The organism is Variovorax paradoxus, assembly GCF_024734665.1.
Classification (GTDB): Bacteria; Pseudomonadota; Gammaproteobacteria; order Burkholderiales; family Burkholderiaceae_C; genus Variovorax.
The window spans coordinates 29,858-50,646 of the sequence record NZ_CP102931.1; the positions used below are offsets into that span (position 1 = coordinate 29,858).

17 protein-coding genes are annotated in these 20,789 nt (G+C 66.7%); 7 read left to right on the forward strand and 10 right to left on the reverse strand.

Annotated elements, in window-relative coordinates:
• The first annotated feature begins 441 nt into the window (after window positions 1-441).
• Complete coding sequence (locus NWF24_RS00095; RefSeq protein ID WP_258352396.1) at window positions 442-942, forward strand: ferritin-like domain-containing protein; 501 nt, start codon at window positions 442-444, stop codon at window positions 940-942.
• 34 nt (window positions 943-976) lie between these two features.
• Here NWF24_RS00095 and NWF24_RS00100 read toward each other — a convergent pair whose 3' ends face one another.
• Window positions 977-1,252, reverse strand: a complete 276-nt coding sequence (locus NWF24_RS00100) for a hypothetical protein (RefSeq protein WP_258352397.1) — start codon at window positions 1,250-1,252, stop codon at window positions 977-979.
• Between the two features lie 264 nt (window positions 1,253-1,516).
• Between NWF24_RS00100 and xylF the strand changes: the two genes are divergently transcribed.
• The 4 genes from xylF to NWF24_RS00120 all read left to right on the forward strand — a co-directional run bounded on the left by xylF (window position 1,517) and on the right by NWF24_RS00120 (window position 5,811).
• The gene (xylF, locus tag NWF24_RS00105) at window positions 1,517-2,539 is read left to right on the forward strand and encodes a D-xylose ABC transporter substrate-binding protein (RefSeq protein ID WP_258352398.1); all 1,023 of its coding nucleotides are present in this window, start codon (window positions 1,517-1,519) and stop codon (window positions 2,537-2,539) included.
• Window positions 2,540-2,659: 120 nt separating this feature from the next.
• A complete protein-coding gene (locus NWF24_RS00110; protein WP_258352399.1) occupies window positions 2,660-3,850 on the forward strand; it encodes a sugar ABC transporter permease in 1,191 nt (396 codons plus the stop codon).
• Between the two features lies 1 nt (window position 3,851).
• On the forward strand, window positions 3,852-4,649 hold the full coding sequence (locus NWF24_RS00115; RefSeq protein WP_258352400.1) for an ATP-binding cassette domain-containing protein: 798 nt from the start codon (window positions 3,852-3,854) through the stop codon (window positions 4,647-4,649).
• A 7-nt stretch (window positions 4,650-4,656) separates the two neighbouring features.
• Window positions 4,657-5,811, forward strand: coding sequence for an ROK family transcriptional regulator (locus NWF24_RS00120; RefSeq protein ID WP_258352401.1), 1,155 nt, complete (start codon window positions 4,657-4,659; stop codon window positions 5,809-5,811).
• Here NWF24_RS00120 and NWF24_RS00125 read toward each other — a convergent pair whose 3' ends face one another.
• On the reverse strand, window positions 5,812-7,044 hold the full coding sequence (locus NWF24_RS00125) for a helix-turn-helix domain-containing protein (protein ID WP_258352402.1): 1,233 nt from the start codon (window positions 7,042-7,044) through the stop codon (window positions 5,812-5,814). It lies immediately after the preceding gene.
• A gap of 143 nt (window positions 7,045-7,187) precedes the next feature.
• Here NWF24_RS00125 and NWF24_RS00130 point away from each other — a divergent pair, with 143 nt between their 5' ends.
• Window positions 7,188-9,302, forward strand: a complete 2,115-nt coding sequence (locus tag NWF24_RS00130; protein ID WP_258352403.1) for a PQQ-dependent dehydrogenase, methanol/ethanol family — start codon at window positions 7,188-7,190, stop codon at window positions 9,300-9,302.
• 21 nt (window positions 9,303-9,323) lie between these two features.
• On the opposite strand, the gene NWF24_RS00135 is transcribed toward NWF24_RS00130, so the two are convergent.
• The 3 genes from NWF24_RS00135 to NWF24_RS00145 form a co-directional block, all read right to left on the reverse strand.
• A complete protein-coding gene (locus tag NWF24_RS00135; protein WP_258352404.1) occupies window positions 9,324-11,750 on the reverse strand; it encodes a hypothetical protein in 2,427 nt (808 codons plus the stop codon).
• On the reverse strand, window positions 11,747-12,484 hold the full coding sequence (locus NWF24_RS00140; RefSeq protein WP_258352405.1) for a hypothetical protein: 738 nt from the start codon (window positions 12,482-12,484) through the stop codon (window positions 11,747-11,749). The genes NWF24_RS00135 and NWF24_RS00140 overlap by 4 nt, the downstream gene beginning before the upstream one ends.
• A 120-nt stretch (window positions 12,485-12,604) precedes the next feature.
• On the reverse strand, window positions 12,605-13,579 hold the full coding sequence (locus tag NWF24_RS00145; protein WP_258352406.1) for a tripartite tricarboxylate transporter substrate-binding protein: 975 nt from the start codon (window positions 13,577-13,579) through the stop codon (window positions 12,605-12,607).
• A 160-nt stretch (window positions 13,580-13,739) separates the two neighbouring features.
• Between NWF24_RS00145 and NWF24_RS00150 the strand changes: the two genes are divergently transcribed.
• Window positions 13,740-14,753 carry a hypothetical protein gene (locus tag NWF24_RS00150; RefSeq protein ID WP_258352407.1) on the forward strand — a complete coding sequence of 338 codons (1,014 nt, stop codon included), beginning with the start codon at window positions 13,740-13,742 and terminating at the stop codon, window positions 14,751-14,753.
• A 4-nt stretch (window positions 14,754-14,757) separates the two neighbouring features.
• Here NWF24_RS00150 and NWF24_RS00155 read toward each other — a convergent pair whose 3' ends face one another.
• The 5 genes from NWF24_RS00155 to NWF24_RS00175 all read right to left on the reverse strand — a co-directional run bounded on the left by NWF24_RS00155 (window position 14,758) and on the right by NWF24_RS00175 (window position 20,647).
• Entirely contained in the window at window positions 14,758-16,008 is a 1,251-nt protein-coding gene (locus NWF24_RS00155) for a phenylacetate--CoA ligase family protein (RefSeq protein WP_258352408.1), read from the reverse strand.
• Between the two features lie 342 nt (window positions 16,009-16,350).
• Window positions 16,351-17,163 carry an ABC transporter ATP-binding protein gene (locus tag NWF24_RS00160; RefSeq protein ID WP_093059335.1) on the reverse strand — a complete coding sequence of 271 codons (813 nt, stop codon included), beginning with the start codon at window positions 17,161-17,163 and terminating at the stop codon, window positions 16,351-16,353.
• A 96-nt stretch (window positions 17,164-17,259) separates the two neighbouring features.
• Window positions 17,260-18,591 (reverse strand): ABC transporter substrate-binding protein, encoded by a 1,332-nt coding sequence (locus tag NWF24_RS00165; RefSeq protein WP_258352409.1) that lies wholly within the window; start codon window positions 18,589-18,591, stop codon window positions 17,260-17,262.
• A 58-nt stretch (window positions 18,592-18,649) separates the two neighbouring features.
• Complete coding sequence (locus NWF24_RS00170) at window positions 18,650-19,714, reverse strand: branched-chain amino acid ABC transporter permease (RefSeq protein WP_093059331.1); 1,065 nt, start codon at window positions 19,712-19,714, stop codon at window positions 18,650-18,652.
• A gap of 3 nt (window positions 19,715-19,717) precedes the next feature.
• A complete protein-coding gene (locus tag NWF24_RS00175; RefSeq protein ID WP_258352410.1) occupies window positions 19,718-20,647 on the reverse strand; it encodes a branched-chain amino acid ABC transporter permease in 930 nt (309 codons plus the stop codon).
• Window positions 20,648-20,789 lie beyond the last annotated feature (142 nt).

Consider the following 20,789-nt stretch of genomic DNA (forward strand, 5'->3'; position numbering starts at 1 on the left):
TCTCTTCTCTACTTATTCTTCTTATTAAAGATAGTAGTAGTAGATAAGGGTAAACCCCTGCTGTGGAAACTGCGCTTTTTTCCATGGCTGACAACGACTTGCGCTGCCTGCTTCACTGTGCGCACCTCTGCTTTCGGGGCTGCCTCGAAAAAGGAACAACTCGGGAGCAGCCGGGCGGTCTGTGGACAACCGCCCCTTTGTGCCAAAACTTTCCCCAGAGTTTTCCCGAGCGTCTCCGCTCAGCGTCTGCGCGCAGTGAAGACACCGGAGCGGGTCGTCCTTCGCCTACGCAGGGTCGCCCGATGTGACGACGCGGCGGCGCTGTCGATCTTTCAACCATGGGTCTTCGCTCAGCCGCCAGAGCAATCAATGAAAGCAGAGGCAAGGCTGAACCCTGCAGACCCGGCCCGTCGCACAGACGGGCAACGAAAGGACCCCGACATGGCATACACCGAAGCAACCACAGACACCCTGAACGCAGGCCCCATCCTCGCCAACGACGAGGTCGTGGACGTGCTCAACGACCTGCTCGAAAACTCGCGTGACGGCGAATACGGCTTTCGCGCCTGCGCCGAAGAAGTGAAGGACCCCGCGGCAAAGCAGCTGTTTGCCAGCCGCGCAGAGCAATGCAGGAAGGCCGGTGCCGAACTGATCGCGCTCGTCACCACCTACAGCGGCACACCGGCCTCCGGCGGCACCACCAGCGGCGCATTGCACCGCGGCTGGGTGCACGTGAAGGGATCGCTGGGCGCTAACAGCGAGCTCTCGATCCTGGAGTCGTGTGAGCGCGGCGAAGACGCGGCGGTTGCACGCTACCGCAAGGCGATGAAGCAGAACCTGCCGGCCGACGTGCGCGGCGTGATCGCAATGCAGGCCGAAGGCGCGCAGCGCAACCACGACCAGATCCGCGACCTGCGCAATGCCGCACGTGCGCGTGAGTAACTCGCGCTGATCGGATTTGCGCCGATCGAGCGCTTCACGAAAAGGCCGGGACCTCCCGGCCTTTTTCACGCGTGCCTTCGCCCGGATAGCGCACGCATTGCAGCGCCTCGAAACCCTTCTGCGTGACCGCCAGCACCTGCACCACGCGCAGGCCCGGCATCTTCGCGATGTCCGCGGCCGAGGGCACCAGCGCGAGCACCAGTCCGGCGGCGCGAAGTTTCAGGACTTCATCGATGTCCTTGCGCGAGGACATCACCATGGGTAGCCGCGTGGCGGCAATCTGCCTGAGCATGAGCATGTCTGTGAGCATTTTTTGTCTCCTTGTTCATCGGCGACAAAGGTCGGGAGAGCGTTCGGAATAAGGCTTCCCGCCAGGCGGGAGGGATGCGAAAGATACCGGGCCGCACACGCCCTCGACGTAGGACCGCATCCCGCGACAAGGGTCGCAATGCGCTCCGGGAATTCCCGGATGCCCAGAGCACCGCCGCGATGGGATAGTTAGTTCGCCCTTCAAACTAACTAATTTCTTACACGGCTGATCCCTGCGGGGCGCACCAACATTGGAGAGACATCGATGCAACTGAAACACACCCTGGCCGCCATGGCCTTCGGTCTTACGGCCGTGGGCGCGATGGCGCAGACCGTGGTCGGCGTGAGCTGGTCGAACTTCCAGGAAGAACGCTGGAAGACCGACGAGGCTGCCATCAAGGCCCAACTGGAAAAACTCGGCGCCAAGTACATCAGTGCCGATGCGGGCGGCTCGCCCGAGAAGCAGCTCGGTGACATCGAGGGCCTGATGTCCAAGGGCGCCAAGGCGCTCATCGTGCTGGCGATGGACAAGGACGCCATCCTGCCCGCCGTCACCAAGGCCACGCGCCAGAAGGTGCCCGTGGTGGCGTACGACCGGCTGATCGAGGCGCCCGGCGTCTTCTACATCACCTTCGACAACGTCGAGGTCGGCCGAATGGAGGCACGCGAAGTCTTCAAGGTCAAGCCCAAGGGCAACTACGTGATCATCAAGGGCTCGCCGAGCGACCCGAACGCCGACTTCCTGCGTGCGGGCCAGCAGGAAGTGCTGGACGCCGCCATCAAGAAGGGCGACATCAAGATCGTCGGTGACGAATACACCGAAGGCTGGAAGCCCGAGGTCGCGCAGAAGAACATGGAGCAGATCCTCACCAAGGCCGGCAACAAGGTCGACGCGGTGGTCGCGGCCAACGACGGCACGGCCGGCGGCGCGGTGGCCGCGCTCACGGCCAAGGGCATCCGCGGCATTCCGGTGTCGGGCCAGGACGCCGACTTCGCGGCGCTCAACCGCATCGCGCTGGGCACGCAGACCGCCACCATCTGGAAGGACTCGCGCGAACTCGGCCGCGAAGCCGCCTCCGCCGCCGTGGCGCTGGCCGCTGGCAAGCCGGTCGACAAGGCCGCGCCGTGGGCCGGCGGCGCCAAGAAGATCTCGCTGTCCTCGCGCCTGCTGACGCCGGTGCCGATCACGCGCGACAACCTCGACGTGGTCGTCAAGGCCGGCTGGATCAAGAAGGACGAGCTCTGCAAGGGCGCCTCGGGTGCGAGCGCGCCCGCCGCCTGCAAGTAAGCCGTAGCAACGGACGCGCTGGTCGCGCGTCCATCCGCGCAACGCTGCCGCCTCAGGCCGGCCCACAACGGGCCCGGCCAGGGCAGGTTGCGCACCTGTAGTCCCAAGGGGGTCTGAAAAATGAGCAATCCAACACCGGGCTGGTGGCGCCGCACGGGCATCGACCTGCGGCTGATATTGATGTGCGTGCTGCTGGCTGTGATGGCCGTGGTGTTCAGCGTCATGTCGGGCGGCGTGTTTCTCTCGCCCGAAAATCTCTACAACGTCGCGCAGCAGACGGCCGTGGTCGGCATCGTGTCGACCGTGATGGTGCTGGTCATCGTGGCGCGCCACATCGACTTGTCGGTCGGCTCGGTGATGGGCTTCGTCGGCGTGCTGATCGCCTACCTGCAATACACCTCCGGCTGGTCGTGGCCCACGGCCTGCCTTGCGGGGCTCGCGGTGGCGCTGCTGGTGTCCATCTACCAGGGCTGGCTCACGGCGGTGCTCGGCGTGCCGTCGTTCGTGGTCACGCTGGGCGGCCTCATGTCGTTTCGCGGCGCAGCCTTCCTGGTGGCCGACGGCAAGACGCAGCCGGTGAACGACGAATTCTTCCAGCGCCTGGGCGGCGGCTACGACGGCGGCATCGGCGTCACTGCGAGCTGGGTGCTCGCGGCCATCGTGGCGCTGGTGCTGTTCGGGCGCATGCTGCAAAAGCGCCGCGCGCGCCAGCGCTACGACATGCCGACCGAGGCGCTGTGGCTCGACGTGCTGATCACCGCAGTGCCGGTGGCGGTGGTGATCGCCTTCGCATGGGTCATGAACAACTACCAGATCTCGTCGAAGAGCGAGCCGCAGGGCATTCCGATTCCGGTGCTGATCTGGGCCGCGGTGGCCATCGTGCTGTCGTTCATCGTGCACCGCACGCGCTTCGGGCGCTATGTGTTCGCGATGGGCGGCAACCCCGACGCGGCAGCGCTGGTGGGTATTCCGGTCAAGCGCGTCACGCTGATGCTGTTCGCGCTGCTGGCGGTGCTGGTCACCGTTGCGGCCATCGTGTCGATCGCGCGGCTCAACGCGGGCACCAACTCGCTGGGCACGGGCATGGAGCTGTACGTGATTGCGGCGGCCGTCATCGGCGGCACGGCGCTGGCGGGCGGCAGCGGCTCGATCTTCGGCTCGGTGCTGGGCGCGCTCATCATGCAGTCGCTCGACAGCGGCATGCTGCTGCTCGACGTGCCCATCGGCAAGCGCATGGTCATCATCGGGCAGGTGCTGATCGTGGCTGTGGTGTTCGACGTGCTGTATCGCCGCAAGTTTGGGGAGAACTGAAATGGCAGACATCGACACCTCCAAACCCCTGGTGGAACTGCGCGAAATCCGCAAAGCCTTCGGTGGCGTCAAGGCCGTGGATGGCGTGAGCGTCAACCTCTACCCCGGCGAAGTGGTCGCGCTGCTGGGCCACAACGGTGCCGGCAAATCCACGCTGATGAAGATGCTCGCGGGCGCCTACCCCATCGACTCGGGCGACACGCTGATCGCGGGCGAGAAGGTCAACATCCGCACGCCCGCCGAAGCACAGGGCCAGGGCATCGAGACCATCTACCAGACCCTCGCGCTGGCCGACAACCTCGACTCGGTGTCGAACCTCTTTCTCGGCCGCGAGAAGATGACCCCGTGGCGCACGCTCGACGATCACTTCATGGAAGTGCAGGCGCGCAAGGTGTTCCACCGCCTCAACAAGAACTTCACCAACATCCGCGTGCCGGTGCGCCGGCTCTCGGGCGGGCAGCGCCAGGTGGTGGCCATTTCGCGCGCGCTGTACTTCAACGCGCGCATCCTCATCATGGACGAGCCTTGCGCGGCGCTCGGCCCTGAAGAAACCGCAATGGTCGGCGGCCTCGTGAAGCAGCTCAAGGCCGATGGCGTGGGCATCTTCCTCATCACGCACGACATGCCCGACGTGTTCTCGCTGAGCGACCGGCTCGCGGTGATGAAGAACGGCAAGCTTGTCGGCACCTACCGCACCGCCGACGTGACCGAAGACGAAGTGCTCGGGATGATCATTGCCGGCAAGCGGCCCGAGGGCAAGGAGCAGGCCCATCACGCCGACACCGCCGCGCTCGCCTGATGCTGTTGTGAAGACCATCGGCGACCAGCAACTGCTCAAGCGCATGAACCGCAGCGTGCTGCTGCGGCTGCTGCGCGCGCAGCCCGGCCTCTCTCGTGCGCGGCTGGCCAGCGAGAGCGGCCTCACCAAGTCGACCGTGAGCCTGCTGGTGCGCGAGCTGATCGACGAAGGCTGGCTCAGCGAGGCCGGCGCCACAGTGGCCGACGGGCTCGGTCGGCCTTCGACGCCGCTGCAGATCAACGTGGGCGTGCGCGCGCTGATGGGCGTGGAGATTGCGGTGGAGACGGTGCGCCTCGTGTGCGTTTCGCTGCAGGGCGAGGTACTGCACTCGAACACACACGCGCTCACCGATGGCTCGCCGGCCGGCGTGTGCGCGCAGGTCGCGCGCATGGCGGCCGCTGCGAATGCGCAGCTGGAGCAACTGGGCCTGCGCCTGTCGAGCATCGGTGTGTGCGTGCCCGGCGCGGTGGACGACTGCACCGGCGTGGTCCGCTTCGCGCCCAACCTCGGCTGGCGCAACGTGAGCCTGCTGCCCGCGCTCGAAAAAGCCTTTGCCGCCGTCGGCCTGCCCGGCGTGACCGTGCAGCTGCAGAACGACGCCGATGCCGCTGCGCTTGGCGAATACGAGTTCGCGGCGGGCGAGGGCGAAGACCCGCTGATTTTTGTCAACTGTGACGTCGGCGTGGGTGCCGGCGTGGTGCTGAACGACCGGCTCTTCACCGGTGCGCAGGGCATGGCCGGAGAGATCGGCCACACGATTCTCGAACTCGACGGGCCCTTGTGCTCATGCGGCCGACGCGGCTGCGCCGAAGCCTTCTTCGGCTCACGCGTGCTGGAGCGCAAGGGGGTCGATCTGCCGCGCGCCGCTGCCTTCTTCGGCGTGCTGCTGCAGAACCTGTGGGTCACGTTCAACCCTCGCGCGATCGTGCTCGGCGGCAAGGCGTGTGCCGAGCATCGGGGCTTTGCGCAGGCGGCGTTCGAAAGCATGAAGCGCCACGCCGACGATGCCGGCATGCCCGCGCCCGACCTGCGCACCGCGCGCTACGGCGCGCTGGCGCCTGCGGTGGGCGCAGCTGCATTGGCGCTGCACGAATACCTGCGGCCGCTGCAGCCCGATGCGAAGGCACGTCGCGCGCGTGCGCTGGCTCGCGCTGCGGCCTGATCAGTCCGCGGCGTCTTCTTTCCAGCCGCGCAGCCGGCGATAGAGCGTGCCGCGCGACACGCGCAACTGCCGCGCCGCCTGAGACATATTGCCGCCGTGCGCCACTAGCGTTTCTTCGATCAGCTTGCGGCTGTGCTCGCGCAGCGTTGTCTCGGCGTGGGGCTCGGGCTCGCAGGCTTCGGCAGCAGGCATCTGCGCATCCTGTTCGATGGCCAGCGGCGCTGTTTCGCCCGGCGTCGCCACCGCATGCCGGAAGTCCACGCCATCCGCGCCCTTCAGCCGCGCCTGCACCCACACGCCCAGCCCGCTCGCCAGCCGCAGCGGCTGTGCCGCCTCGCGCCGCCCAAGGCGCAACAGGCTCGCAAGGTCATGCCCCAGCAGGCATTCGACATCGCGCTCGTCCGCCGCTTCGGGCAGCCGGCCCAGCAACCGCGCACCAGCGTTGTTGAGCCACGCGATCGTGCCGTCGGGCGCGATGCCGGCCAGCGCCTCGAGCGGCGTGCCCAGCAGCGTGGGGCTGGCCTGGAAGCGCAGGATCAGGTGGTCGCGCGACTGCGCCTGCAGCAGCCGGTTCTCGATGGTCGTGGCGTAGAGCGCCACCATCGATGCCGCGTCGAAGCCGAAGCGCCGTGCCTCCGCAGTGAGGTCGAGTACGCCGGCCAGTTGCCCCGTCACGTCGCGGATCGGCGCGGCCGCGCACTGCATCTGGCACAGCAGGTCGAAGTAGTGTTCCGCGCCATTGACCGTGCACGCCTGCCCGGTGCTCGCCACGATGCCCGGCGCCGTGGTGCCGACGATGCGCTCCGAAATGTTCACGCCCACGCGCGCGGTCTTGCACAGCACCGGTTGGTGCGCCATGGCGGGCTGCTGCGTGACGTGCACCAGCACGCCCTCGCTGTCGGTGAGGATCACGCGGCAGTCGGTGCCCGCGAGCGCGTGCTCCATCTGCACCAGCTCCTGCCGTGCCACCTCGAGCAGTTCGCGGTTGCGCGCGAGCGTGGCGTGCAGCCGGCTCGGCGTGACCGCATCGAAGGGCACGATGCGCTGGCGGTCGGTGTGCGTGCGGCTGCAGCGCATCCACGACTGGATCACCGCCTCGCCGACGAGGCCCGAGGGGCGCACGCCTTCCTCGAAGAACTGCTGCCGCGCGAGCGCCACGCGCTGCGCGGGCGTGCTGGCAAAGAGCTGGCGCGGCGCATCCGCCGTGCCGATTCTTCTTCCGTCGAGGGCCATGGTGTTCGCTGCCTCCCGCAAGGGACCGAGTCCGGGACCAGCGTCGAATGTGTTCCGCAATGGAACAGCACCGGACTGGGGAAATCCCGAAGATGAATGCGAAGCCCGCGCAGACCATCCTTGGGGCACAAAGGAGACCTGCGATGAAAAAAACACACTCCGGGCTGCTCGTGCTCGCCGGCGCTTTGCTGTGCCTGGGCGCAAACACGGCGGCCACGGCCCAGAACGCACAGGATCGCGCGGCAACCGCCACCAAGCGCGTGGACGGCAGCTTCATCCGCGCCAACGCGGCGCAGAAGAAAACACCCGACTGGCCCAGCGTGGGCCTCGACTATTCGGAGTCGCGCTTCAGCCAGCTCGACCAAGTGAACGCCGGCAACGTCAAGCAGCTGGGGCTGGTCTGGTCTTACAACCTCGAATCGACGCGCGGCGTGGAGGCCACGCCGCTGGTGGTGGACGGCATCATGTACGTCACCGCCTCGTGGAGCGTGGTGCACGCCATCGACACGCGCACCGGGCAGAAGCTGTGGACCTTCGATCCGCAGGTCGATAAGTCCAAAGGCTTCAAGGGCTGCTGCGACGTGGTGAACCGAGGCGTTGCGATCTACGAAGGCAAGGTCTACGTGGCGGCCTACGACGGCCGACTGATCGCGCTCGACGCAGCCACCGGCCAGAAGGTCTGGGAGAAGAACACCATCGAGGGCCAGAAGGGCAGCTACACCATCACCGGTGCGCCGCGCGTGTTCAAGGGCAAGGTCATCATCGGCAACGGCGGCGCCGAGTACGGCGTGCGCGGCTTCGTCACCGCGTATGACGCGAAGACAGGCGACCAGAAGTGGCGCTGGTTCGTGGTGCCGGGCGACCCGGGCAAGCCCTTCGAAGACGAATCGATGGCGCGCGCTGCCAAGACCTGGGACCCGAGCGGCAAGTACTGGGAAGCCGGCGGCGGCGGCACCGCATGGGACAGCTTTGCCTTCGACCCCGAACTCAACCTGATGTACGTGGGCACCGGCAACGGCTCGCCATGGGCTGCCAAGGCGCGCAGCCCCAAGGGCGGCGACAACCTCTACCTGGGCTCGGTGGTGGCGCTCAACCCCGACACCGGCAAGTACGTGTGGCACTACCAGGAGACGCCCGGCGACAACTGGGACTACACCTCCACGCAGTCGATGATCCTGGCCAACGTGAAGATCGACGGCAAGGCGCGCAAGGTGCTGCTGCACGCGCCGAAGAACGGCTTCTTCTTCGTCATCGACCGCACCAGCGGCAAGTTCATCTCGGCGAAGAACTTCGTCGAAGTGAACTGGGCCACTGGCTACGACAAGAACGGCCGCCCCATCGAGATCGCCGCAGCGCGGCAGAACGAGAAGCCCGGCGACAGCATCCCCGGCCCCTTCGGCGCGCACAACTGGCATCCGATGTCGTTCAACCCGCAGACGGGGTACGCGTACCTGCCCGCGCAGCACGTGCCGATCAACCTGATGGACGACAAGGACTGGAAGTTCGACCAGAACGCGCCCGGCCGTCCGCATGCCGCGCTGGGCTGGAACACCGGCAAGTTCGCCAACGTCGAGCCGCCCACCAGCAAGCCCTTCGGCCGCCTCGTGGCGTGGGACCCCGTCGCGCAGAAGGAAGCGTGGGGCGTCGACTACGCATCGCCATGGAACGGCGGCACCCTCACCACCGCCGGCAACCTCGTGTTCCAGGGCACGGCCGACGGCCGCCTGCTCGCCTACAACGCGAAGACCGGCGAGAAGCTGTGGGAAACGCCCACCGGCACCGGCGTGGTGGCAGCGCCCTCGACCTACATGGTGGACGGCAAGCAGTACGTGTCGGTCGCGGTGGGCTGGGGCGGCGTGTACGGCCTGGCGCAGCGCGCCACCGAGCGGCAGGGCCCGGGCACGGTCTACACCTTCGCGGTGGGCGGCACCGCCAAGATGCCCGACTTCGTTCAGTACCGCATGGACAAGCTGGTGCAGGGCGTGAAGTACGACCCCGCCAAGGTCCAGGCCGGCACCATGCTCTACGTGAGCAACTGCGTGTTCTGCCACGGCGTGCCGGGCGTGGACCGCGGCGGCAACATCCCCAACCTCGGCTACATGGACCCGGCCTACATCACGAACCTGGACAAGTTCATCCTCAAGGGCCCGGCCATGGCGCGCGGCATGCCCGACTTCACGGGCAAGCTCTCGGGGGACGACATCGAGAGCATCAAGGCCTTCATCCAGGGGACGGCGGACGCCATACGCCCGAAGTAGGGAGGGCCGCTCTCTCCTTGGCTACCGGCCGCCGTACCAGTACTGGGTGCTGGCGGCCCAGGTCGAATCCGGGTATTTCGCGTGCAGGGTCTGAAGGCCCTTGCGCGACCAGTCGCCCACCGCCTTGTCCGGGCAGGCGTAGCGCGCCATCTTCACCGCGACCGATAGCGCCTGCGGCACCAGCGGATCGGCGCGGTTGCGCTGCATCAGCGCCAGGCTTTCCTGGGTGAAGTAGATCGAGTCCTGCGGAATGGCGCGCAGCTTCGCGACCAGCGCGACCTGTTGCGCGCGCTCTTCCTGCGGCAGGAACTCGGGCATCTCGAAATCGGCAGCCGTGGCGGCCTGCGGGCCGGTGGTCATCACGCCGAGCGGGCGGCACCACTTGCTGTAGCTGCCGGTGGCCATGCTGCGGTCGTACGCCGGTTCGACTCCGGGCTTGAGCGGCGTGGGCCGGATGCCTTCGGCGCCGGGCCAGTGCGGCGGCAACAAAACCTCGGTGGTGCTTGCCATGCGCTCCAGCAGCAGGCGGCGCCAGGCTGCGGTGTCGGTGTCCGCCAGCTTCACCGAGCGGCGGATACCGGCGATCGGGTCCGGCCCCTTGGGTCCTGCAGCCGCCGGCGACGCCGAGGCGATGCGCATCTCCGCTGCGCGGCGGGCCATGGCGTAGTCCTCGGCCAGCACCGCGCGGGTCCACGCGGTTTCGAGCAGGCTGTCGCGCAGCGCGGGCGACAGGGCGGGGTCGGCGGCCAGGCGCAGCCACATCGGCAGCGGCGCGCGCGTGTTCAGGAAGCGCGTCGCGTCGTCGTCGAAGGTGCTGGCCAGCGGCACCGCATTGGGTTTGGCTTCCATCGCCTCGGGGTCGCGGCGAGCAACCACCAGGCGGATCGCCAGGCGGCGCCATTCCTCTTCCGACGAGGCCGTGGGCAGCAGCAGCGCCTTCACGAGGTTCTGGCCCGAGAGGCTGTGTGCGATCAAAGGCGAATCGGCTGCACCGGCGATCAGTTCGCGTGTCTCCTTGAAGCGGCCCTGGGCAAACAGGCGCTGGGCGCGCAGCTGGGTGGCGGCGAAGCGTGCGGGGTGGTCTTCGGGCACGGCCGCCAACGCGGCCTGCAGTTCGGCCTCGCGCTTGTCGTCGGTGGCGGTGCTCACGGGCACCAGGCTCGCCGCGGCCATCAGCCACGCGAGGTCGTGCGTGCGCTGGTAGTTGCTCCAGCTGAACTTCTCGCGCCACTTGTCCTGGGCGGTGATGCCGCTCGCCGAACCGTTGAAGCCGCGCACCGTGTTGAGCCACTGCACGAGGTCCGACTTCTGATCCGGTCCGGCGTACGAACAACCGGCCATCATGCAGTAGCGGAACTCGTGGTTCAGCAACAGCAGTCTGGCGGCGGCGACATCGGGTGCGCCCATGGTCTTCAGGTTGTCGGCCAGGCGCTGCAGGCGCGTGCCGGGCGTGAGGTAGCGGATGCGCAGTGCCTCGGCCAGCCGGTGCACCGACGGATGCAGCGCCTGCAGGCGCGGGTTCTTCAGCAGCGGCAGCGCGATGGCATCGACCGCCTTGGTGAGTTCGGCCTGCTGCTTCAGCACCTCGGGGCTTTCCTTGCCGGCGTCGTCCCGTTCCGAGAAAGACGGCTCGCCGCCCGGGTTCTGCCGCGCCAGCACGCGCAGCCGCATGTAGGCCGCGAGGTCGCGCCAGGGGCTGGCCTTGTCGGCCGCGATCTCGGTGAACGCGGTGTCGGCGCCGTCGAGATCGTCGGCGTAGAAGCGCTGCGCGGCCAACTGGTAGGCGTGGTCGGCCTGCAGCCAGGCGGGTGCGCGAGGTGGCAGCTCGGGGATGGTGCCGGGCTCCTTGTTGCAGGTGTCGAACACCGCGTCCTGTGCCTGCAGCCAATGCCGCACGTAGGGGGTGGCCGCCTTGTCGCTGGCGGCGCGTGTCATGCGTTGGGCCAGCGTCTTCGTGGCGTTGCGGAAGGCATCGCTGTAGAAGCAGTTGGGGCTCGCCTGCAGGCTGCTGGCGTTCCATTTCGGCTGCTGCTGCGATGGCGCCAGCAGGGCGGGCCTGTCGCGGGACGACTGGGGATCGAGCTTCGCATTGGCGTCGTCGCGCGCTTTTCGCCATTCGATCCAGGCATCGTCCGTTTCGGCCATGCCGTTGTCCTCTCGCGGCAGCTTCTCCAGCAGATCGGAGAAGGCCCGCACGGCGTCGGAAGAGAACGGCTGGCCATGCAGGCGCCAGTACCAGAGCACCTGGTAGGGCACGAGGTAGTCGGTGTAGTAGCCCGCGGGCCGCTCGACGAACTCGCGCACCGGCTGGTCGGGCCGGGTGGTGGCGAAGAACAGGTCCTCGGGGTCGCCGCCGCCGCTGGCATGTGCTGCAGCAGTGCCGAGCAGCGCGGCCATTGCGAGCAGCCTGGCGCCGACGCGCATCGCGTTTGCTGTTGAAAGAATCATTTGTGCGAATCCCTGTTGCCGAGTTGTTCGAAGTCTTCGTTCTTCCATGCGCCCGCGTGGAACACATAGCGCCGCTTCACGCTGCCGAGCACGGGCCATGTCTCGCCGAGCATCAGCCCCGCCGCGTCGCGGCAGGCCGGCACGGTGGCCGCGCCTGTGGCGTCGAGCCGCTGGCGGATGCGCGCGGATTCCGCCCCCATGCGGAAGTACATCGGCACGATCTCGTCGAGCAGGCCGGCAGGCAGCCACGGATCGCTCATGCACCACGAGGCGAGCGCCGTGGCCGAGAGCCGCACGCCGCCGGCGCGCACCGGCTGCAGCCGCCGCAGCAGCGCGACATACGCCTCGCGCTGGCTGCGGCGCGCCTCGAAGTCGAGCTGCACCCAGCCCGATCGGTTGCCCTGCTTCGCGGCATGCTCGATGGCGGCGGCAATGGCCTCCTGCTGCGCATCGTTGACGGGCGAGGGCGCGAGGTTGTCGAGCGAAACATGGACCACCGGCACCACGGCGGTGGCGCCCGGCGCGATGCGCAGCGGCCACTGACGCCAGCTCGTGCGGCTGCGCTCGCCGCTCAGCTGCACCGTGGCATGCAGGTAGGCCACGCCCGCGCCTTCGGGCAGCGCGGAAAAAAGCTGGGGCCGGTCCCAGACCCACAGCAGCGTCTGCGGCTGGGCCATGCCGTCATGCGCCAGCAGGGCCAGGAAGACCGGAAAGGCCGCGCTGCGAAAACGCATGGGAGAGAGCCGAAGGGGCGGGAGGGTGGAAGAAAAATCCCGGCCAGCATAACGAAAAAAGCCGCCTGGCCCGGGAGGGCGCAGGCGGCCTTGCGGCTGCTTGTGGCGGCGGTGAGTCGATCAGTCGGCGTAGACGCCGGCAGCCTTGATGATCGGACCCCACTTCGCGATTTCAGCCGAGACGAACTTCTTGTGCTCCGCCGGCTCGGTGCGCTTGTCGGTCGTGATCACAGCGCCCAGCGCTTCTTCGCGCTTGATGAAGCCCGGGTCCTTCATTGCGGCCTTGATGGCTTCGTTGAGCTTCTTCAGCACCGGCGCGGGCGTGCCCTTGGGCGCGTACATGCCGTGCCAGATCGTCACTTCGAAACCCTTCAGGCCCGACTCGTCCAGCGTCGGCAGGTCTTTCAGCGCGGGGGTGGTCAGGCGCTTGGCCGTGGTCACGGCATAGGCCTTGACCTTCTTGGCCTCGATCTGCGACGTGGTGTTGGTCGTCTGGTCGCACAGCAGGTCGATCTGGCCGCCCAGCAGGTCGGCGATGGCCGGCGCCGTGCCCTTGTACGGCACGGGCGTCATCTCGACCTTGATCGCGCTCTGGAACAGCAGGCCGCACAGGTGCGACGCAGCGCCCAGGCCGGCGTTGCCCAGGTTGATCTTGCCCTTGTTGGCCGCGATCCAGGTCGTCAGCTCCTTGTAGTTGTTGGCGGGCAGGCCGGGCTTGCCGATCAGCGTCATCGGCACTTCGTTGACCATGCCCAGGTATTCGAAGTCGGTCTCGACGTTGAAAGGCAGCTTGCGATACAGCGCCGGCATCGTCGACATGCCGATGTGGTTCAAGAGCAGCGTGTAGCCGTCGGGGTTGGCGCGCGCCACCTTGGCGGTGCCGATGGAACTGCCCGCGCCCGCGGTGTTGTCCACCACGATCGTGGTGCCGAGCGTCTTCTGCATGGCTTCCGCCAGGTCGCGCGCGACACGGTCGGTCGGGCCGCCGGCTGCGAAAGGCACCACCAGCGTAACGGTCTTGCCCGCGGGAAAGTCCTGGGCGTGGACACCGGCAGCTGCGGCGGCAATCGCCGCGAGGGCGAACAGTTTCTTCATGTCGTCTCCGGGAGGGGGTAATAAAAACGCCGCGATCTTAAAGGCTGACTGCTGCCTGACCTATAGCGAATAGCCCTTAGGTTCGCATCGTCATCCGATACCCTTGTGTCTTCTGCGCATGCCACCGCATGCGCCATGCAAAGCGAAAAAAAGCATTCCCATGACGACGACCCCTTCCCACGCGAGCGCGCAGCGCCTGCCGCGCGATCTTGCGCTCGTCACTGTGGCCATCGATGCCGCGATGGTGCTGGTCAACATGGCCATCCAGCTCTGGCCCGACTCGCCCGACGGCGAACAGCTGCGCAGCACCTACGCCCTGCCGGGCGTGTGGATACCGATGGTGTTCAGCATCGGCATGGCCTGGGTGCTGGCGGCGGCGCTGGCCTGGAGCCACGCGCGCAACGCGCTCGAAAAGCGCGGCGTTGGCAGCGTGGCGCGGCTGCCCCAACCCCGCATCCGCTACGCCGCGGTGTACATCGCGGTGCTGGTGCTCAACTTCTACGCACTGAGCCCGCTGTTCTATGAAGCGCAGCTGCTCTTCATGCCGGGTGGCCGCCTGCATGATTTTTTCGGTTCGACGTCCATGAGCGCGGCGATGGCGGTGTTCATGTTCCTGCAGTCCGTCGCGCAGTTGATCTTGCTCGTGCTCGGCGTGTGGGTCTCGGCGTGGTTCGCGTTGAGGGCGGGCAGTGCAGCGCCTTCCGATGCGCAGCAGCAGGACGACGATGAAGCCATCGGCACATCGCCACGCCGCGCCGTGGCACTGGTGGGTGCCGCGGTGTTCGCATCGCTGCAGATGTGGAGCGGCGTGGTCGTGAGCCGCTGGACATCCATTGCGCGCGGCATGGACGGCGTCGAACTGCTGATCGCCTGGATGTTGCCGCCATTGGTGGCCTTCGCCCTTGCGTTGTGGGGCGGCTGGCTGGGCGCCACTGCCGGGCCGGCACGTGTGCGGCCTTTCAGGGCTGTGGCGGCCGCGGTGCTGGCTTTCGTGCTGGTGCAGGTCAGCTGCATCGCCATCGCATTGGCCTGGGTGATGCTGGCGACGTGGTCGCACAGCTTCGACAACGCGGGCGGCCTCATCGGCTTCGCCCTGGCGCTCGTGCTGGTCTATTCAGTGCTCGTGGTGGTGTTGATGCGCGCCATCACGCGCTGGCTATATCGCCGCTACTGATTGACTACTTGTAGCTGCGCGCGTCTTCGATCACCTTGCCGTCGTTGGGCAGTTCGCCCGCGCCCACGATGACGACCTCGCCACGCAGCTTGGTCACTTCACGGATCACCGCGCTCACGCGGGCTTCGAGCCCTTCGGGCGCCGCACCGGCGCATTCGAGCTGAAGCGTCATCTTGTCGTCGCCCATCTCGCCAGACACGATGAGCCGCGCGCGCTGCACTTCGGGAAAGCGCCGCGCGATCTCGGCCACCTGCGAGGGATGTACGAACATGCCGCGCACCTTGGTGGTCTGGTCGGCGCGGCCGAGCCAGCCCTTGATGCGCTTGTTGGTGCGGCCCGTGGGGCAGGTGCCCGCGAGCACGGCCGAGAGGTCGCCGGTGCCGAAGCGCACCAGCGGGTAGTCGGGGTTGAAGGTGGTGACGACGATCTCGCCGACCTCGCCATCGGGCACCGGGTCGCCGGTGCCGGGCCGCACGATCTCGACCAGCACGCCTTCGTCGATCACCAGGCCTTCGCGCGCGCTGGTTTCATAGGCGATCAGGCCGAGGTCGGCGGTGGCATAGCACTGCGTGCCCTTCACGCCATGCGCGGCAATCCAGTCGTGCAGGCTGGGCGGAAAGGCTTCGCCGGAGACGAGCGCCTTGGTGAGCGAGGGCAGCTTCTGCCCTTTCTCCTCGGCCTTCTCCAGCAATATCTTCAGAAAGCTGGGCGTGCCCGCATAGCCTTCAGGCTTCAGGTCGACCATGGCTTCGAGTTGCTGTTCGGTCTGCCCGGTGCCGCCCGCGAACACGGTGCAGCCCATGGCGCGCGCGCCGCTTTCCATGATCGAGCCGGCGGGCGTCATGTGATAGCTGAAGCTGTTGTGAATGAGCTCGCCGCTGCGAAAGCCAGCCGCATGCAATGCACGTGCGGTGCGCCAGTAGTCGCGTGCTTCGCCCTCAGGCTCGTAGATGGTGCCGGGGCTTGCGAACACACGCGGCATGCGCGGGCCGCGCACGATCGACGCGAAGCCGCCGAAGGGGTCGTCGGCGCGGCGTGCCTTCTGCAGGTCGAGCAATTCCGATTTGCGCGTGACCGGTAGTTTCGCCAGTGCTTCGCGTGTCGTGATGTCTGCGGGCTTCACGCCATCGAGGATCTTTGCGAAGGCTGGTGCCGCCGTCTGGGCCTGTGTGATCTGCTTTGGCAGCGCGGCCAGCAGGTCGCGTTCGCGTTCGGCGGGGTCGCGGATCTCGAGCTTGTCGTAGTGGTCGGTCATGTCCGTACCCTTTGTCTTTCGGTTCAGTTCTTCACTGCGGGAGAGTTCGGGGCTCTTGTTCGGGGTGTGCGTGCGAATGACACCGGGTACTCCCCTCCGCGAATGTCCCCCGGCCTTCGGCCTCCTCCTTTATTTCGCTGCGGGGAGCACCCGATGCCACTCGCACATGAGCGCAGTCGTTGTGCCGGCCGATCAACCGCTGCGCTGGACGATCACGTCGATGGGGTGCCTTGCGCAGCGAAATAAAGGAGGAGGCCGAAGGCCGGGGGACATTCGCGGAGCAAGGTACCCCATCGGCGTGATCGCACCCCGAACGGCAACGCGGCGAAAACGTCGAAACAGTCAAGCCAGCCACCTCTTCCGACGCTTGTAGCTCTTCACATCGCGAAAGCTCTTGCGGTCCGCGCCGCCGACGCCAAGGTAGAACTCCTTCACGTCCTCGTTCTCGCGCAGACTCTTCGCCTCGCCGTCCATCACGATGCGGCCGTTCTCCAGGATGTAGCCGTAGTCGGCATAACGCAGCGCCATATTGGTGTTCTGCTCGGCCAGCAGGAAGGTCACGCGCTCCTTGGTGTTCAGGTCTTTCACGATCTCGAACACCTCCTCCACGATCTGCGGCGCCAGGCCCATCGACGGCTCGTCGAGCAGCACCATGCTCGGGTTGGCCATCAGCGCGCGGCCGATGGCGCACATCTGCTGCTCGCCGCCCGATGTGTAGGCCGCCTGCGAAGTGCGCCGCGTCTTCAGGCGCGGAAAGTACGCGTAGACCTTCTCCAGCGTCTGCTGCACCGCAGCCTTGCCATCGGTGCGCGTGTAGGCGCCGGTCATCAGGTTCTCTTCGATGGTCAGGTGCGCGAAGCAGTGGCGGCCCTCCATCACCTGGATCAGTCCGCGCTTCACCAACTCGGCCGGCGACAGCGCCTCGATGCGATCCCCGCGCAGCTCGATGGTGCCCTTGGTGACGGCGCCGCGCTCGCCCGCGAGCAGATTGCTCACCGCGCGCAGCGTGGTCGTCTTGCCCGCGCCGTTGCCGCCGAGCAGCGCCACGATGCCGCCGTCGGGCACCGTGAGCGACACGCCCTTGAGCACGAGGATCACGTGGTTGTAGATGACCTCGATGCCGTTGACATTGAGAAGGATGTTGGGTTCGCTCATGGTGTGGTCCGAAGCATTCGCAAGAACAGCGTGTGCGACGCAGTGCTGTTCTTGCGAATGGCGGCTCTCGCGAGCCGCCACGGCACGCTCAGTGCATCAGGATTGGCAGTCGGCCGCTTCGCGGCGCGTCAGCTTCTTCTCGCCCGCGTACTTGTCGGCAGCAGACTTCACCATCGGCTTGATGATCTGGTCGTCGGCCTGGTACCAGTCGGACATGTCGCCCCACTTCGCGCCGTCCCAGGTGTGCACGCGCGCCCAGGTGGAGCCCATGTGGTCCTGGCACGAGGTGCTCACCGGACGCATCACGCCGGAGAAGCCCAGTGCATCGAGCTTCTTCTGGTCGAGCGCAAGGTTCTCCATGCCCCAGCGCACCTGCTCGCCGGTCATGACCTTGCCCTTGCCGAAGCGCTCCTGCGCTCGCTTCACGGCCTCGATGGTCAGCATCTGGATGATCACGCCGCGCGTGTAGAGCACCGAGCCCACTTCGTCCTTCGGGCCCGTGCCCTGGCCCTTGTCATGCACCTGCTTCAGGATGTCTTGAATTACCTTGGGCTGCGTGCCCGAGGTGTTCAGCGCCAGCGCGTGATAGCCCTTGGCGTTGGCGCCCACGTCCTTCACGTCAGGCTCGGCACCGGCCCACCACACGCCGTACATCTTCTCGCGCGGGTAGCCCGTGGCCACGGCCTCTTTCAGCGCAGTGGAGTTCATCACGCCCCAGCCCCACAGCAGCACGAAATCAGGGCGCTGCTGGCGCACTTGCAGCCAGGCCGACTTCTGCTCCACGCCGGGTGCGGTCACCGGGATCAGCGAGAGCTCGAAGCCGTTCTGCTTGGCGCGCTCCTGCAGCAGCGGAATGGGCTCCTTGCCGAACGGCGAGTCGTGGTACACGAGGGCGATCTTCTTGCCCTTGAGCTTGTCCATGCCGCCTTCGGCCTTGCCGATGTGCTGGATCAGGATGTCGGCCGCGGTCCAGTAGGAGCCCATCAGCGGAAAGTTCCACTTGAAGACGCCGCCGTCCTGCGAGGCGGCCAGGCCGTAGCCCAGCGTGATCAGCGGGATCTTGTCGGTCGGCACCTTGTCGGTCAGCGCGAAGGTGATGCCGGTGGCCTGCGGGTCGAACAACGCAACGCCCGGGCGGCCCTTCAGGCGTTCGTAGCATTCCACGCCCTTGTCGGTGGCGTAGCCGGTCTCGCATTCTTCGTACGTGATCTTCACGCCGTTGATGCCGCCGGTCGCGTTGACCAGCTTGATGTAGTCCTGCTTGCCGTTGGCCCAGGGCGTGCCATTGGGCGCATAGGGGCCGGTGCGGTACACCAGCAGCGGGAAGAACTGCTCCTTGGCCTGCGCATTGGCGAGCGATGGCGCGAGCAGGGCGCCGAGGGTGCTGACCACCAGGGCGGCGGTCAGAGCGAGCGATTTCAGTTTCATGCCTGTCTCCTTTGTGGGCACCTCGGTGCCGGGTTTTTTACGAACGGGAACTCATCAATCAATGAGGGAAGGGCCAGAGCCGCAGCTTCTCTTTGGCCGTGGACCACAGCCGCGCAAGGCCGTGCGGCTCGACGATCAGGAAGAACACGATCAGCGCGCCGAAGATCATGGTCTCCAGGTGCGAGGCCAGCGCGGTCGAAATCGAGAAGCCCAGCCACCCCGGCAGCTGGTTCAGAAAGAGCGGCAGCAGCACGATGAAGGCTGCGCCGAAGAAGCTGCCCATGATCGAGCCGAGCCCGCCGATGATCACCATGAACAGCAGCTGGAACGAGCGGTCGATGCTGAACGCCGCCGGCTCCCACGCGCCCAGGTGCACGAAGCCCCACAGCGCGCCGGCCACGCCGACGATGAAGCTGCTCACCGCAAAGGCCGTGAGCTTGGCGTACACCGGGCGAATGCCGATCACCGCGGCGGCCACGTCCATGTCGCGCATCGCCATCCACTCGCGCCCGATGGCGCTGCGCACCAGGTTCTTTGCCAGCAGCGCGAACACCACCACGAAGAGCAGGCAGAACAGGTACTTCTGCACCGGCGACTCGATAGGCACGCCGAACACGTTGAGCCCCGCCACGCTCACCGAGCCCGACGAAGAATTGTTGGTGAACCACTGGATGCGCAGGAAAGCCCAGTCGGTGAAGAACTGCGCGGCCAGCGTGGCCACCGCAAGGTACAGCCCCTTGATGCGCAGGCTCGGAATGCCGAACAGCACGCCGATCACCGTCGCACACAGGCCGCCCAGCAGCAGCGAGGCAATCAGCGGCATGCCGTCGATGCGCACCTGGAAGTTGTAGGCCGCATACGCGCCCACCGCCATGAAGGCGCCCGTGCCCAGCGAGATCTGGCCGCAGTAGCCGACAAGGATGTTGAGACCCAGCGCAGCGAGCGAAAGAATCAGGAAGGGCGTGAGGATGGCGCGCATCCAGTAATCGGACACACCGAGCGGCACCACGACGAATGCCACGAGCAGCAGTACCAGCATCGCGATGCGGTCCTGCGCGATCGGAAAGATCTGCTGGTCGGCGCGATAGCTCGACTTGAACTGGCCGTTTTCTCTGTAGAACATTGCTCAGACCCGATCGATGATTTTTTCGCCGAACAGGCCTTGCGGGCGAACCAGCAAGAAGACCAGTGCGAGCACATAGGCAAACCAGATCTCGATGCCGCCACCGAGCATGGGGCCGAGATAGATTTCAGACAGCTTCTCGCCCACGCCGATCAGCAGGCCGCCGATGATGGCGCCCGGAATCGAAGTGAGCCCGCCGAGGATCACCACCGGCAGCGCCTTCAGCGCCACCAGCGACAGCGAGAACTGCACGCCGAGCTTCGATCCCCAGATGATCCCGGCCACCAGCGCCGAGAAGCCGGCCACCGACCACACGATCACCCAGATGCGCTTGAGCGGAATGCCGATGGACTGCGCGGCCTGGTGGTCGTCGGCCACCGCGCGCAGGGCGCGGCCCGTGGCCGTCTTCTGGAAGAAGATGGCCAGCACCACCACGAGGCCCGCTGCCACCAGCGCGGCGATCAGGTCTTCCTGGCTCAGCAGCAGGCCACCCTGGAAGGTGCCCTGGAGAACCATCAGCGGTTCCTTGGGCATGCCCACGTCGATCTTGTAGATGTCGTTGCCGAAGATCGTCTGGCCCACGCCGTCGAGAAAGTAGGCGATGCCCAGCGTGGCCATCAGCAGCGTGATGCCTTCCTGGTTCACCAGCTTGCTGAGCGCGAGCCGCTCGATCAGCCAGGCCACCACCACCATCACCGCCATCGCGGCAATGAAGGCCAGGATGTTCGCGAGGATCTGGTTCTGGAAGCCGAACCACAGCGGGAACCACTCGGAGAAGCGTGCCATGGCCAGCGCCGCGAAAAGCACCATCGCGCCCTGCGCGAAGTTGAAGACGCCCGAGGCCTTGTAGATCAGCACGAAGCCGATGGCGATCAGCGAATAGAGCATGCCGACCATGAGGCCGCCAAACAGGGTTTCGAGGAAAAAGCCCATGGCTAGTGTCTTTCTCCCTCTCCCGCTTGCGGGAGAGGGCAGGGGTGAGGGCGAGCGGCGTTCGAAAGGCCGCTGAAGGTGGTGAGGCCGCCGGCCCTCACCCCAACCCTCTCCCGCAAGCGGGAGAGGGGGCAAGACAGAG